Origin of the sequence: Marinobacter sp. CHS3-4 (genome assembly GCF_030053415.1) — a bacterium.
Lineage (GTDB): Bacteria > Pseudomonadota > Gammaproteobacteria > Pseudomonadales > Oleiphilaceae > Marinobacter.
Map to the genome: position 1 here is coordinate 979,515 of NZ_JASGBJ010000001.1, position 13,379 is coordinate 992,893.

Annotated in this window: 14 protein-coding genes; 7 read left to right on the forward strand and 7 right to left on the reverse strand. The window is 56.3% G+C overall.

Annotated features, from left to right (window positions below):
* Window positions 1–5: 5 nt before the first annotated feature.
* Both QLQ17_RS04520 and QLQ17_RS04525 read left to right on the forward strand, forming a co-directional pair.
* Window positions 6–1,667, forward strand: coding sequence for a M12 family metallo-peptidase (locus tag QLQ17_RS04520; protein WP_283208345.1), 1,662 nt, complete (start codon window positions 6–8; stop codon window positions 1,665–1,667).
* Window positions 1,667–2,152, forward strand: a complete 486-nt coding sequence (locus QLQ17_RS04525) for a DUF6174 domain-containing protein (RefSeq protein ID WP_283208346.1) — start codon at window positions 1,667–1,669, stop codon at window positions 2,150–2,152. Before QLQ17_RS04520 ends, QLQ17_RS04525 begins: the two co-directional genes overlap by 1 nt.
* Here the strand turns inward: QLQ17_RS04525 and QLQ17_RS04530 are convergent.
* The 4 genes from QLQ17_RS04530 to QLQ17_RS04545 all read right to left on the reverse strand — a co-directional run bounded on the left by QLQ17_RS04530 (window position 2,120) and on the right by QLQ17_RS04545 (window position 5,295).
* Window positions 2,120–2,767: a cation diffusion facilitator family transporter gene (locus QLQ17_RS04530; protein WP_283208347.1), complete on the reverse strand. Its 648-nt coding sequence runs from the start codon at window positions 2,765–2,767 to the stop codon at window positions 2,120–2,122. The two genes, QLQ17_RS04525 and QLQ17_RS04530, sit on opposite strands and share 33 nt — an antisense overlap.
* Window positions 2,768–2,831: 64 nt before the next feature.
* A complete protein-coding gene (cadR, locus tag QLQ17_RS04535; RefSeq protein WP_283208348.1) occupies window positions 2,832–3,287 on the reverse strand; it encodes a Cd(II)/Pb(II)-responsive transcriptional regulator in 456 nt (151 codons plus the stop codon).
* A gap of 3 nt (window positions 3,288–3,290) precedes the next feature.
* A complete protein-coding gene (locus QLQ17_RS04540; protein ID WP_283208349.1) occupies window positions 3,291–4,643 on the reverse strand; it encodes an ATP-binding protein in 1,353 nt (450 codons plus the stop codon).
* On the reverse strand, window positions 4,630–5,295 hold the full coding sequence (locus QLQ17_RS04545) for a response regulator transcription factor (RefSeq protein ID WP_283208350.1): 666 nt from the start codon (window positions 5,293–5,295) through the stop codon (window positions 4,630–4,632). Before QLQ17_RS04545 ends, QLQ17_RS04540 begins: the two co-directional genes overlap by 14 nt.
* A gap of 164 nt (window positions 5,296–5,459) precedes the next feature.
* On the opposite strand from QLQ17_RS04545, the gene QLQ17_RS04550 reads away from it, so the two are divergent.
* Genes QLQ17_RS04550 through QLQ17_RS04560 form a run of 3 tightly spaced genes read left to right on the forward strand, consistent with a single transcriptional unit; the run spans window position 5,460 to window position 8,551 of the window.
* A complete protein-coding gene (locus QLQ17_RS04550; RefSeq protein ID WP_283208351.1) occupies window positions 5,460–6,071 on the forward strand; it encodes a cupredoxin domain-containing protein in 612 nt (203 codons plus the stop codon).
* 12 nt (window positions 6,072–6,083) lie between these two features.
* Entirely contained in the window at window positions 6,084–7,811 is a 1,728-nt protein-coding gene (locus QLQ17_RS04555; protein WP_283208352.1) for a copper resistance system multicopper oxidase, read from the forward strand.
* Entirely contained in the window at window positions 7,808–8,551 is a 744-nt protein-coding gene (locus QLQ17_RS04560) for a copper resistance protein B (protein WP_283208353.1), read from the forward strand. Before QLQ17_RS04555 ends, QLQ17_RS04560 begins: the two co-directional genes overlap by 4 nt.
* Window positions 8,552–8,601: 50 nt before the next feature.
* On the opposite strand, the gene QLQ17_RS04565 is transcribed toward QLQ17_RS04560, so the two are convergent.
* Complete coding sequence (locus QLQ17_RS04565; protein ID WP_283208354.1) at window positions 8,602–9,099, reverse strand: zinc ribbon-containing protein; 498 nt, start codon at window positions 9,097–9,099, stop codon at window positions 8,602–8,604.
* A 211-nt stretch (window positions 9,100–9,310) separates the two neighbouring features.
* Between QLQ17_RS04565 and QLQ17_RS04570 the strand changes: the two genes are divergently transcribed.
* Window positions 9,311–9,856 (forward strand): hypothetical protein, encoded by a 546-nt coding sequence (locus QLQ17_RS04570; protein WP_283208355.1) that lies wholly within the window; start codon window positions 9,311–9,313, stop codon window positions 9,854–9,856.
* 27 nt (window positions 9,857–9,883) lie between these two features.
* On the opposite strand, the gene QLQ17_RS04575 is transcribed toward QLQ17_RS04570, so the two are convergent.
* Both QLQ17_RS04575 and QLQ17_RS17130 read right to left on the reverse strand, forming a co-directional pair.
* Entirely contained in the window at window positions 9,884–11,413 is a 1,530-nt protein-coding gene (locus QLQ17_RS04575) for an FAD-binding domain-containing protein (RefSeq protein WP_283208356.1), read from the reverse strand.
* Window positions 11,410–11,553 carry a DUF2256 domain-containing protein gene (locus QLQ17_RS17130; RefSeq protein ID WP_349306787.1) on the reverse strand — a complete coding sequence of 48 codons (144 nt, stop codon included), beginning with the start codon at window positions 11,551–11,553 and terminating at the stop codon, window positions 11,410–11,412. The genes QLQ17_RS04575 and QLQ17_RS17130 overlap by 4 nt, the downstream gene beginning before the upstream one ends.
* A gap of 124 nt (window positions 11,554–11,677) precedes the next feature.
* Between QLQ17_RS17130 and QLQ17_RS04585 the strand changes: the two genes are divergently transcribed.
* Complete coding sequence (locus QLQ17_RS04585; protein ID WP_283208357.1) at window positions 11,678–13,366, forward strand: HAD family hydrolase; 1,689 nt, start codon at window positions 11,678–11,680, stop codon at window positions 13,364–13,366.
* The last annotated feature ends 13 nt before the right edge of the window (window positions 13,367–13,379 follow it).

Below are 13,379 nucleotides of genomic sequence, written 5' to 3' on the forward strand. Positions count from 1 at the left end.
CAGTAATGCCAACCAAGTCTATACAGTTTGTAGCGGCCATGCTCTTTGGCCTGTTGTTTACTGGCACGTCGGTGTTTGCCGCAGAACGGACGACGCTGTCGAAGGACCTCTGGATCGAGGGGCATGCCTACGAAGCCAAACTGGTTAACAGTTCGATGATCGGTATGGACTTGCCTGACTCTGGAGAGCACTTCAAAGGTCATTTCCCGGAAGATCCTGACAGCTGGGTGCGCGTCTCTCGCATTGATGACCGCTGGGAGGGATTGGCGTTCGTGTTTGGCGAAATGCACGCGATTGGCGGGGGTGGAGCAACCCGCGCTGCCAGCTATTCATTCAGCGGGATCGATGCCCCCAAGTGTGGGTTAGAGCATGATCATAGCGATCACAAAATGACCATTACGCCCGAAAGCCTGGTCAGCCCAGCGATGGCGCAGGCGGTGAGCTCCAGCTATGACACGTTGTGTGCGGAGCGGGTCGATGGCACCTGTCTGCTCCTTGAGCTGGAACTGGCGTTTGATCAGCAGTTTCAGGATAGATTTCCGGACACCTATCGATCCCGAGCGGCCTCTATCATGAATATGGTTGAAGGCTTCTACTACGAACAGTTCGGGATTGCGTTTGATACGCTGTCGCTGAACTTTCTGGGCAGCGTGGTGTTCAGTACGTCATCAGACTCAAGCGACGTGCTGAATGATGTCGCCTCTAAACGCGGTAATGGAGAGCTTGCTTTTCTTGAAAGCGAACAATCGCTCTTCCACTTTATAACCGGGCGTTCATTCAGTGGCGGAGTGGCAGGTCTGGCATACGTCGGAACGGTGTGTCATTCGAACTTCAATTATGCTGAGGGCGCCGGTGTGGGAACGGGTGTGTCCAGTGGCGCCCGTAGTCCTTCAAGTACCGCCGTTGTCATCGCTCATGAGCTGGGCCATAACCTGGGCGCTTCCCACGATGGGAGCAACAATAGCTGTCCGACCGGCGAAAACATTATGAGCCCGTCAGTCAGTTCCAGTTTCGACAGCTTTTCCAGCTGCTCTGAGGATTATATTACCTCGGAAATTTCCTCAAGAAGCGCCGTGGAACAGTGTTTCAATTTCCCGGCAGACGCTGGCATCGAAGCTCTGGTAAGCAATAACTCTGAAGTCGCGGAAGGGGATCTTTACACAGGCTATTTTGACGTGGTCTATCAGGAGGCCTCCGAATCTGCGGATCGGCTCGCCGTTGAAGGCTCAATTGGAGCAGGCGAAGGTGTTTTGCAACAAGTCACTCTGAACGGCGCCGACTGTACCTTGAATAGCCAAACCAGCTTCAGCTGCCCGGAGACCCAGGTTCAGGCCAGTTCCCAGCTGGTCGTTCAGGTCACAGCGGGTTCCAGTCCGACGGTGAATCTGGCCAAAGGCGTGGCCGTCGTCAGTGAAAGTGGCGAGGTGAAGGATATCCTGGCTGACAACGACACGCTGCTGACTCGAATAACGGTGGTTGAGAACACCGATGTCGCTCCAGAAGAGCCAGAGGTTCCGGAAAGTCAGCCCAGGGATACCGGGGGTGACTCTGAGTCCACAGAGTCCAGTGGCGGTGGAAGCAGCAGCGGCGGCGGTGGATCACTCGGCTGGCTGGCATTGCTGGCAGGTCTGGCGGGCGTTACGCGGCGTTGCAAGAGGGCTGTTTAATGAACCTTCGCACCCTGGTGGCGTTGGCGTTCTCCTCGCTTTTGGTCGGTTGCGGTTCGACTGTATCAAATGCAGGCAGTGAGCCAGACAGAACCACGCTCCCCGAAAGCCTGGAAGAGGCCCGCCAACTCTGGAAAAAGCGGGACATTGAGAATTATGCGGTCACGGCGCAGATGACTTGTTACTGTCCGCAGGATCTCTTGCAGCCCATTCGGCTTGAGATAAAGGGCGGTAAGGTTGTTGCGACCGAAGGCTTACAGCGTCCTTTGGAGAACCTGACTCGCGAGGATGCCGAGCGCATGACAGTGGATGGCCTCTTCCGCTTCGTAGAAGACGCCCAACGTCGGGATGCTCATTTACTGGACGTCTCGTACGACGATGAATATGGTTTTCCAACCCTGATCAACTACGACGGCCACAAGATGATCGCTGACGATGAGCGCCAGTATCGTCTATCGGACTTCGAGCCCGGCGCCTTGCGATGAATCCACTTTTGCCTGATGGATGTCGTCCCGGGCGTGGCGAACCACACTGACGCCAGCGCTGATGGCAAGCAATCCCATGATGGTTGCGACGGCCAGGTCGGGCCAGGCAGTGCCGGTGCCAAACACGCCCACTGCAGCAGCCATAACGGCGACGTTACCAATCGCGTCGTTGCGGCTGCACAGCCACACCGACCGCATGTCGGAATCACCCGTTCGGAACTTGAACAGGGTCACCGCCACAGCCACGTTTGCAGCCAGTGCCAGCAGGCCGATAGCACCCATGGTAAAGGGTTCAGGCGTTATTCCAGTTTGAGCCACCCAAGCCGCCCGGCCCAACACGGCGATGCCAAAAACCGCCATGGTGATGCCTTTGATCATGGCGGCACGGCCCCTCCAGAGCATCCCCATAGAGAGCACCGACAGAGACAGAACGTAGTTCGCGCTGTCACCAAAGAAGTCGATGGCATCAGCCAGCAAAGACACCGAGCCGGACTGAAGGCTGGCTACGCCCTCCACGACAAACATCGCAAGATTCACCCACAGGGCGAACCAGAGTGCTTTGCGAAAACGTGGGTCTGGCTGTTTGGGTTCCGGTGCTGAACAACTGCAGGCCATGATGTCCTCCCATTGATATCTGGAATTATTTAAAAGCCTGTAGCTGCTACAGAGTCAACACCCGTCAGGAATTCGGCCCGTGGGTGCCGGGAATATGATTGTCGGTATCGTTCCTGGGGTCGGGCAGGGCACCTGAAGACAGCCCGCCCAGAATGCCGCACTCGCTGACCGTGCGGCCCTGAGAACAGGCGGTCTGAAGCTCTGTCAGCGTTTCTTCCAGCCGCGTCAGTTCTTCCAGCCGCTGGCGGACATGGGTCAGATGATGCGCCAGCAGTTCATCCACCTGGCTGCAGTCTGCATCCGGTTGGTCCGCCAGGCGAATCAGTTCCCGGATCTCATCCTGAGCCATGTCCAGGTTACGGCAGCGACGGATGAACAGCAGGCGGTCCAGATGATGGGGGCGGTAAGACCGATAGCCGCTGGCTTCCCGCTCGGGCGCAGGCATCAATCCAATTTTTTCGTAATAGCGAATAGTTTCGACCGAAATGCCGGTGTGTTTTGAAATTTCGCCGATTTTCATGGTTTACGATCCGCGCGGTGCTTTTAACATTGAGGCGGTCACTTTAAGTCCGCCTCGCAGGCCGTGACTGAAAGACAGGCTACCACCATAACGCTCTGTGATTTCTTTTGCGATGGCAAGACCAAGGCCGTGTCCAGGGATCTGTTCATCCAGTCGGACACCCCGGGACCCGAGAGCCGAGAGATCTTTCTGTTGAACGCCTGGCCCATCGTCTTCAACGGTAATCGCCAATTCAGAGTCCGTTTCTGTCAGCGACATCACCGCGCTGAGTTGGGACCATTTGCCCGCGTTGTCCAACAGGTTGCCCAGGATTTCATTCAGGTCGTGCTCTTCAATCGGCCAGCGTGCGTCGGGCGCCAACCCGGTTTCCAGCTCAAAATTCTTGTCAGGGTAAAGACGACCCAGCATCCAGAGAAGATCTCGTGCCTGGCTGACAGGTTGCGCCGCCTTGCCCGCCTGAGGGCCCGCGAACCGGCTCCGGCGCATTTCACTTTCCAGCTGGCGGTCGATATCCGAGAGACGCTGGGCGAGTTGTTGGCGCATGTCCTTGTCCAGCGTCCGGGTATCGTCCTCCAATACCTGACGAATCGCGGAGACAGGGGTTTTTACACTGTGGGACAGGTTTGCGAGAGCTTCCCGGGAGCGTGTCAGGCGTTGGTCCAGAGTGTCCAGAAGCTGGTTGAGCTGGCTAACCAGCGGTTGAAATTCTGCCGGAGAATTTACCTCCAGGCGTGTGCTGTCGCCGGACTGAAGGGACTTCAGCCCTTGTTGCAGCTGCACAACCGAACGCAGGGACAGGCGAATGGCCAGCCAGATGGCCAGCAACAGCAGAATCAGCAGAATGCCGGAAACCACCGCGGTCCAGACATGCAATTCTTGTTGACTGTGTTGCAGCGTGCTCAGATCTTCTGCCACCACAATCACAACCGCGTCGCCCTTGAGCGTCATTGCTTTGCGGTAGGCAATAAAATTGGAGATACCGGCGTCAGAACGAGAGCCGTTTTGCTGAACGAATCCGCTTTTTGACTCCTGAACCAGCGGTTCAAGAATCGGGGTCCAGAGCTGGGGCGAGCTGTGGATGCGCTGGCCAATCCGCAGGGCAAACGCATGATGAAAAACTTCCTCAAAATAGTCGCCCTCGGCAATATCCCGGATTTCATCCGGCCCCGACCGCCGCAATTGATGCTCGAGGAACGCCACTTCGTCCTGCAGTCGATTCTCCACAAAGCCCCGCGCCATTCGCTCGAGCAACAAACCGTGGACAACCCAGGCCGCAAACATCAGTGCAACGGCGGCTGGAAGCAGGAGTGTCAGCAGGGTTTTGCGGATCGAAGTGGTTGGGTTAATCCAGGACATTGAAGATATACCCCTGGCCACGACGGGTGAGAATGGCGTCTGCGCCGGTCATTTTACGTAGGCGCCGCACATAGGCCTCAATCGTGTTGTCGCTGGGGCTGTCGTTCAGGTTATACAGCTGCTCCAGCAGCTGTTCCTTGGAAAATAGCTGCCCGGGGCGGCTCATCAGGCAACGCAGCAGCCGGAATTCGGTGCCGGTCAGGGAATGCTCCTTACCGTCCGGGGTTTGAAGACATTGTCGGTACTCGTCCAACTCGAAGTCTCCTGCGGTCAGTCTGGCTTCAACCCGTCCCTCGCTCCGGCGAATCAGGGCATTCAGCCGCGCCAGAAGCTCTTCCGTCTGAAAGGGTTTGGCAAGATAGTCGTCCGCACCCGCCTTGAGGCCATTCACTTTGTCTTGCCAGTCGCCCCTGGCTGTCAGTATCAGGACCGGCATGGTCAGCCGTGCGCTGCGCCAGGCTTTGAGTACGTCCAGTCCATTGCCGTCTGGAAGGCCCAGGTCCAGGACCACGGCACGGTAGTCTTCCTGCCTTCCCAGCTGATCGGCCTGTTGTGCCGTGCGGGCCTCATCAACCGTGAAGCCAGCGGCGGTCAGCTGTCGATTCAGTGTTTCGGCGATGAGTGCGTCATCTTCTACCAGAAGTAATCTCATGTACGTTCGTTGCTACCCCATTCATGATGGTCTGAAATCAGTTGGAAACCCAGAATGTAACCTTAAAATCTGGCAATGGGAAAATTCAGGAAGAATTCAGGTTGAACAGGCAGATTAAGTCGCAATTACATCAAAAACCGCATGACTAACGTCAGGAGCAGACCATGAAACACCCCTACGCCAGAGTATTGATTTCTTCCATTGCCATGGCAGTTGCATCGACTTCGTGGGCGGCAGGCTCCCACGATGGAGGCCATCACGATGAAGCAAAGAAAAGTGATGGTGGCCATCACGGCATGATGTCAGAGGGCGGCCATCATGGAAATAAAACGGGCAAGCCGATGGTAGGCCAGCCCGGCAAAGCTAAAAATGTCGACCGCACCGTCGCAATCACCATGATGGATAACTATTTCGAGCCGGAGTCGGTCTCGGTCAAGCCTGGCGAAACCATTCGCTTCACCGTGAAAAACGAAGGTGCGTTGGTGCACGAGTTCAATATCGCGACGGGGCCCATGCATGAAGCCCATCAGGAAGAAATGCAGATGATGGTGAACCATGGTGTTCTCAAAGGCGACCACATTGACAGAGAAGCCATGCAAATGGATATGGGCGACGGCCACAAGATGACTCATGACCACGCGAACAGTGTGTTGCTGGAGCCGGGCCAGTCCGGCGAGATTATCTGGAAGTTCAGCAAGCCTGGCGAGCTTGAGTTCGCCTGCAATGTTCCGGGCCATTATCAGGCAGGCATGTACGGCGATATTGAATTCAAATAAGCAGGTTCTCAAATGATCAAACATTGGATGGCCGTCCTCGTGGGCGGCATGCTTTCCTTCGCAGCGAATGCTGGCGAATACAATCTGACCGTGGATCGGGTTCAAATCGATACCGGTGATTTTGTCAAAGAGGGTATTGGCTATAACGGTGCGTCCCCGGGCCCGGTTTTACGGTTCAAGGAAGGCGAAGAGGTGACCATCAATGTCACCAATAACCTTGACGAGATGACCTCGATCCACTGGCACGGACTGATTCTTCCCTACCAGCAGGACGGGGTTCCGGGCATCAGCTACCCTGGCATCAAGCCGGGCGAAACCTTCACCTATAACTTCCCGATTGTTCAGGCGGGTACCTACTGGTTCCACAGCCATTCCGGGTTTCAGGAGCCAAACGGGGCCTACGGAGCCATCGTGATCGAACCGGAGGGGCGCGAGCCTTTCCGTTACGACCGCGAGTATGTCGTTCAGTTGACCGACAAGCACCCGCACTCTGGCGACCGCGTCATGCGCAATCTGAAAATGTCTGCCGACTACTACAACCGGCAGCAGCAGACGCTGGGCGACTTCATTGAGGAGTCCGGTGAAAAAGGGTTTATGGAGACCTTGAAGGACCGGATGATGTGGGGCGATATGCGCATGATGAAAGCGGATATCGAAGACGTTCAGGGATTCACCGGGCTGATTAACGGTAAAGGGCCTGAGCAGAACTGGACCGGGCTGTTTGAGCCGGGTGACCGGATTCGCCTTAGGTTTATCAACTCCTCTGCCATGACCTATTTCGACATTCGGATTCCTGGTCTGGAAATGACCGTTGTGCAGGCCGATGGCAATAACGTTCAACCGGTCAACGTCGACGAGTTCCGTATTGGCGTTGCCGAAACCTATGACGTCATCGTGCGCATCAAGGATGAGAAGGCTTACACCATCTTTGCCGAATCCATGGGCCGTTCTGGCTATGCCCGCGGCACCCTGGCGCCCCGGGAAGGTATGACAGCCGAAGTGCCAGAGCTTCGTGAAGAGCCACTGCTGACCATGGCCGACATGGGCGGGCACATGGACCATGGAAGCATGGATCACGGCAGTATGGGCGAAGACGACATGGCTGGCATGGACCACGGTGATATGAGCCAGGACGACATGTCAGGTGACGCCATGGCAGGCATGGATCACAGCGGTATGGACCACGGATCGATGGATATGGGCGGTGCATCAGACGATCCATTCTATGCCAAGGGCAGTGGCTTGAAGCCAACGGCCGCCAACGGTGGCAAGTTCCTGTCATACGCGGACCTGAAAGCGCAAAATCCGCTGTACGAGCACCGCGAGCCAACCCGTGAAATCGAAATGCGCCTGACTGGCAACATGGAGCGCTATGAGTGGAGCATCAATGGCGTCAAATTCGAAGACGCCGACCCGGTGGTTCTGCAGTACGGCGAGCGCGTGCGCTTCAAGTTTGTGAATGAAACCATGATGACGCATCCGATGCACCTGCATGGCATGTGGTCGATTCTTGACGTCGGCGAAGGGAAGTGGAACCCGATCAAGCATGTCGTCAGTGTGTCGCCGGCGACCACCGTCTACATGGAAACAGAAGTTGATGCCCCGGGACAGTGGGCGTTCCACTGTCACCTGTCTTACCATGCGGCTTCCGGCATGTTCCGTAAGATCGTTGTGGAAGGCGGGCCGGATAGCACCGTTGCTGAAGGTACCCAGAACGCTCAACAGGGAGGTGAATCATGAGTCGGTTGACGGCATCATTGTGCGGTTTGTCCCTGGTGGCGGTCGCAGCCGCCACTCCGGCGATCGCGCAGGAAGATCCCGCCAAAAAATCCCAGACCGCAAAAACGTTCTGGGGGGTGTCCGCGGAGAAGCTGGAATATCGTTACAGCGATGATGACGAGGAACTAGGCGTTATCGAGGGCGGCGCCTATTACGGTACCGATGAGCTGAAACTCCACTGGATGTTTACCGGCGAATGGGAAATCGAAGAAGACGTTTGGGAAACCCTTGAAAATCAATTGGTCGGGCAGATACCCATCAGCGATTTTTGGGATGCCAAGGCAGGGGTCCGGTTCGATACGCCAAGAGGGCCTGATCGTACTTACGGTGTGATTGGTCTGACCGGCCTGGCGCCACAGTGGGTGGAAGTTGATACCAATCTGTACGTCAGCAACGAAGGCGATGCATCGGCGGATTTTGAAGCCGAGTATGAATTGCTGATCACCAATTACTGGATCGTATCGGCCAACTTTGAAAGCCTGGTCGCCTTTTCGGAGGATAAGGAAATCGGTGTGGGCAAAGGGCTGAGTTCAACCGAACTGGGCCTGCGCCTTAGCTATGATCTGATTGGCCGCGCGTTTGCACCCTATGTGGGGATTGCCCATGAGCGGAAGTACGGCGACACCGCAGACCTTGCCGAAGACTCCGGAGGCAGTACCGAAGATTGGTTCGCCGTCGTTGGTGCGCGAGTCATGTTCTAGGTCAGAATAACAAAGGCGCCCAAGGGCGCCTTTTTCGCGTCCGGAGCGAGTTAACCAACTCTCCGGAATTCGGTCTTCCTGCATCTTGGGCAGGGTGGCAACTTGCCAGCCGACTTGAAGTGTATTTCCTCGTCACAGGACCGACACTTAAAGGCCCCTGGGACTGCCATTTCACCGGTGTGGTAAACACCAGTATGGTTCGCCCATTCTGAAAGGCGGGCCAGGAAGTCGCTACCGCTCTGTGCCAGCTTTCCAGTTAGGTCCATAAATCCTGATTGAACCCGGTTTGGCGACGAGTGCGCTTTGACCCAATCGCTCCAACGATCGAAGTCATTGCCGGTTTGTTCGAGGTCGCGCTGGAGATAGGCTTTAAACTGACGTCCCTCTTCTTGGGTCAGTTCCCCCGTCTTTTCCAGTGACTCACGGGCCTTGTCCAAGGCCTCATCGAGAGCTTTGACGGTCGCGTCTTTGGACTCGTTAAAAAACTCCTTCGTCTTTTCCGTGTAACGTTCGTAAAGGTCATACCATTTTTTATCTTGATCGCTCATGTCACCACACCTCCTGTGGTTAAGAAATTGCGACTCTTTCTTGCCCTTGTACTACAGTTAGGTTGTGCCGAGATCGCCCTTTTTCAACCGGTCTGTAACTCTGGTTAAAAAGATGCATGTAAGGTGATTTATATATAGAACTCTACGGTAAGCTTTACAACATGGATGCTGGTTGATGGAGTTGTCACCGGCGGAAAAGGAGAATAATCCTATGAACAGAATCAGCTATCTCATTGCGTGTTCCATTCTTTCAACGACCCCTGCTCTGGCCTTTGCCCATGGCGACGGGCAGTCGATGCCCCATGGCAACATGATGGGCGAAGAGCAGATGCAGCAGATGCATGAAAACATGTCCCACATGCAGAACATGATGCAACAGATGCCGGAGGCCGGTTCCATGGCGGAGCGCCAGAAGCTCATGCAACAGCACATGAAGTCCATGCAGGAGCACATGGACATGATGCATGGCGGAATGTCCGGGTCAGGAATGATGGGCCAGGGCATGATGGGTGGTGATCACGGCATGATGGGCAATGATCAGGGCTCGCAGGGTGGCCAGGGTGCGGGCGACGACCATCATGGGAAGAACAAGAATCAGGGCAAGAAACACAAAGGTAAGGCTCATGCTGATGCCTCAGGCCAAGGCGGAATGGGCACGGACCAGCGCCTGCAGATGATGGAGCAACGCCTCGATCAGATGCAGCTGATGATGGAGCAGATGTTGCAGCATCAGAGCATGATGGGCCCGAACCGTTAGGCCGTGAATTTGATGGTTTGTTGCTGGTCAGTCGAACAGCGACAGCTGGTCAGAGTCGCTCAACGTCTGCCCCTTCGAGGGCAGGCGTGGGCGCTGCTGCACCGGCCCTTTACGGCTGCCGTGTCGTGTCAGTACTCGCTGCGTTTCTGACTCCGTCACCCTCTGTTTTCGAAATTCCCCAACGGCCTTTCTGGCGGCTCTTGCGGCCTGCTCATGATCGCAGACAGGCTCAATATAAGTGTTACCACCATAGCGCTCCAATTGGACCGGGTTCATTAACCAGGGCGTATGAATAAGGTCCGATGGTACGCCAGCCAATTCGGGCACCCAACGCCGAATATATTCGCCTTGCGGATCCAGCTTTCGGCTTTGCAAAACCGGGTTGTAGATTCTCAGGGCATTGATGCCGGTCAGTCCGGATTGCATCTGCGTCTGCGAATAGTGAATCCCGGGTTCGAAGTCGGTGAACAGTCGGGCCAGGTGCAATGCCGGATCGCGCCAGTGTAGCCACAACTGGTAGCTGGCGACCGACATCAGCATGGCCCGCATGCGGAAGTTGATCCAGCCACTGTGATTCAGAGCACGCATGCAGGCGTCGACCAGGGGCCAGCCGGTCTGGCCTTCCTGCCAGCGTTGCAGTCGTTCGGAATCGTTGGGACCGGATTTCAGGTGTTCCATTTCCTGATGCATGGCGCGGAATTCCAGTTCCGGCTCGTCCTCCAGTTTTTGAATAAAGTGGCAGTGCCAGTGCAAGCGCGAGCGGAAACTGGTCAGGCTTTTCTGTTTCCGCGGCAGGGTATTACGGTGGCTACCGGTTGCTTTGGCCTGCTGGTAGATGTTTCTGAGGCTGACGGTGCCGTAGGCAATGTGGGGGCTGAGCCGGGAACAGGCGTTTACCGCCGTGATCGGGCTGGAAATATTGTACTGATAGCCAATGCAGCGCCGCTCGAGAAAAGAGTTGAGCAGGCTTTCGCCTTTTCTGCTGCCTCCGGCCTGGCGGTCCGGGCAAGCCGCACCCGCATTCACGTCGATAGTCGCGGGATCAAGCGCGCCATCCACCGGTTTTTCTGGCGCAGGAATGCGCTCGGGGGACGATAGCACCGGTCGGCGCATCAGGTCCGTCCAGGCTTTGTCCCATAGGTCACGGTCGGTAAGTCGTCGAACGACACCAAACTGGTTCCACTCCCGAAATTCCACCTGTTGGTCTTGGCACCAGCCAATCACGCTCGTATCGCGATCAAAGGTCCAGCGGCCTCCGGTTTCCTGGTGGCAATAAATCTGCTTGATGTCGTGACTGCGCTTCAGGTGCTGCAATACGGTAATTACGTCGCCTTCCAGTACCGTTAGCCGGTTGCCGGCGCGGGCCAGCTGTCGGTCAAGGTCCGTCAGTGACTCTTGAATAAAGCCCCATTGCCGGTCGCTGGTGTCTGGCAGGTTCCAGTATTCGTTTTCTACCACGTAGAGAGCAATTACGGGCTGCCCCAGCTCGGCAGCGGCTGCCAGTGGGGCATGATCGTGGGTTCTGAGGTCCCGCTTGAACCAGACAACGGTGGTCATACCGGCTGTCCTTTCGAACGCCGACAGCGCTCACTGCAATAGCGAACGCTGTCCCAGTCCTTTGCCCATTTTTTGCGCCAGGCAAAGGGCCGTTGACACACCGGGCAGGTTTTTTCGGGTAGATGCGGTTTCTTGTGCATGCCGGGTTTACGTTGAGCTCGGCCGGGCAGACTATCAGCCCATCATAATAAGGTTCTGACTTTGTACCGGCGCAGGAAATGGTTTTTACTGATGTGATTGAGAACAGGCTTCGGAGGAGTATTCATGGCGAGTTTCAGCGACGGATTGCCTGCACCTTCCGTCATGATGTTTGACTGGCACGGCACCCTGGTAGATACCCATGACGCCATGTTCAGTGCCATGGAGGAAATGCTGCCGCAGCTGGAAGAGCTGGGTCTCGTTGAACGGCTCTTGCCAGAAGACAAATGCCGCACGGCCGATGACGCCCGACTGGTGCGCTATATCCGTATTTTCCGGCGCCTTCACCCCAGAATACTTGCCGAGCGAAGGGTGTCGCGCACTGATATTTTCAATGCAATCTTCGGTGACGACAGGGATGCGAAGCTGATCGCCCACCAGGCCTACAACGACTGTTACCGAAAACACTTCGGTAAGGTGCGGCCTTTTCAGCCTGGCGCCTACGAATACCTGTCGGCCTTGAAAGAAATGGGTATTCGGCTGGCGGTAGCCACCAATCGCAACCGGGAATTTCTGGATAAGGAATTGGCGATGGTGGATGAGGGCCGCTGGCGGAATCTGTTTGATGCCACTGTCTGTGCGGACGATGTCACCGAGTACAAACCCGATCCGGAAGTGATTAACCGGGTCCTGGACAAACTGGGCCTGCCGGCGGATGCGAGGGCATGGTATGTCGGCGACAGCTACGTCGACATGCTAACCGCCAATCGCGGCGGTGTTTCGGGCATCTTTTATAACGGCGCTGCCTGGGAGCCGGATCGCATCAACAGCTGGTTCAGCAAACGTGATGCGCCGTCTGCCATAATCGATAGCTTCGAAGAACTGATGGATCTTCTGGCCCTGTTGGAGCGCAGCCAACCCGATGCTTTTCAGGCAGTTCCGGCGGAAGTGCGGCCAAGGCCTTTTCCCAAGCCCGAACGACCGGCCCCGAGAGAGGAACCAGACTGGCACCCTGCCGTTGTACGTCTGATACGGCCTTCAGTGGTGTTGTTTGATTGGCATGCCACCTTGGTGGATACGCTGGATGCCATGTATCACGCGGTAGACGATATGTTTCCCGAATTTGAAGCACTGGGGCTGATAGAACGCATGGTGGCCCCGGAAGACAGCAAAACCCCGGAAGACGCCCGGCTGGTTGCCTACGTTCGGGAATTCGCCCGCCTTCACCCCAAAGTGAAAGCTGACCGAAAAATCAGCCGCACGGATATCTTTGAAGTGCTGTTCGGTGAGGATCAGGAGGCCAAGCATGAGGCCCACCTGGCCTTCAATCGCCACTATCGCAATCACTACGGCACGGTCAAAGCGTTCGAGCCCAAGGTGCGGGAGGTACTGGAAGGGCTTGGTCGGCTGGGTATTCAGGTGGGCGTCATCACCAACCGGGACCGTGAGTTTTTCGAACACGAGCTGGCTGCGGTGGAAGACACCGGCTGGACACACCTGTTTGAGGTGGACGTGTGCGGCGACGATGTACCCCAGCGCAAACCTCACCCGGATCAACTGCTGCTCGCGGCGGAAAAGCTGCATTACCCGGCCGACCCGAGCGTCTGGTATGTGGGCGATAGCACCACGGACGTGATTGCCGCCAAACGCGCCGGAATGACGGCCGTCTTCTTCAACGGAGCCCAGTGGGATCAGCCCTGGCTGAACCGGATATTTCCCGGCACCCACAAGCATCCGGACAAACCGGATGTGGTGGTGAATGATTTTTCGGAGTTCTGGGCGCTGGTGCTGGCCTGTGAAATTGGCCCGCCCTGATGACTCAAACAAT

What these genes read in the sequence shown, in the direction of transcription:
- QLQ17_RS17130 (WP_349306787.1), bottom strand. Translation starts at nt 11,553, where the DNA reads ATGCACAAGAAACCGCATCTACCCGAAAAAACCTGCCCGGTGTGTCAA.
- QLQ17_RS04585 (WP_283208357.1), top strand. Translation starts at nt 11,678, where the DNA reads ATGGCGAGTTTCAGCGACGGATTGCCTGCACCTTCCGTCATGATGTTT.
- cadR (WP_283208348.1), bottom strand. Translation starts at nt 3,287, where the DNA reads ATGAAAATCGGCGAAATTTCAAAACACACCGGCATTTCGGTCGAAACT.
- QLQ17_RS04560 (WP_283208353.1), top strand. Translation starts at nt 7,808, where the DNA reads ATGAGTCGGTTGACGGCATCATTGTGCGGTTTGTCCCTGGTGGCGGTC.
- QLQ17_RS04550 (WP_283208351.1), top strand. Translation starts at nt 5,460, where the DNA reads ATGAAACACCCCTACGCCAGAGTATTGATTTCTTCCATTGCCATGGCA.
- QLQ17_RS04565 (WP_283208354.1), bottom strand. Translation starts at nt 9,099, where the DNA reads ATGAGCGATCAAGATAAAAAATGGTATGACCTTTACGAACGTTACACG.
- QLQ17_RS04540 (WP_283208349.1), bottom strand. Translation starts at nt 4,643, where the DNA reads ATGTCCTGGATTAACCCAACCACTTCGATCCGCAAAACCCTGCTGACA.
- QLQ17_RS04530 (WP_283208347.1), bottom strand. Translation starts at nt 2,767, where the DNA reads ATGGCCTGCAGTTGTTCAGCACCGGAACCCAAACAGCCAGACCCACGT.
- QLQ17_RS04525 (WP_283208346.1), top strand. Translation starts at nt 1,667, where the DNA reads ATGAACCTTCGCACCCTGGTGGCGTTGGCGTTCTCCTCGCTTTTGGTC.
- QLQ17_RS04545 (WP_283208350.1), bottom strand. Translation starts at nt 5,295, where the DNA reads ATGAGATTACTTCTGGTAGAAGATGACGCACTCATCGCCGAAACACTG.
- QLQ17_RS04520 (WP_283208345.1), top strand. Translation starts at nt 6, where the DNA reads ATGCCAACCAAGTCTATACAGTTTGTAGCGGCCATGCTCTTTGGCCTG.
- QLQ17_RS04570 (WP_283208355.1), top strand. Translation starts at nt 9,311, where the DNA reads ATGAACAGAATCAGCTATCTCATTGCGTGTTCCATTCTTTCAACGACC.
- QLQ17_RS04555 (WP_283208352.1), top strand. Translation starts at nt 6,084, where the DNA reads ATGATCAAACATTGGATGGCCGTCCTCGTGGGCGGCATGCTTTCCTTC.
- QLQ17_RS04575 (WP_283208356.1), bottom strand. Translation starts at nt 11,413, where the DNA reads ATGACCACCGTTGTCTGGTTCAAGCGGGACCTCAGAACCCACGATCAT.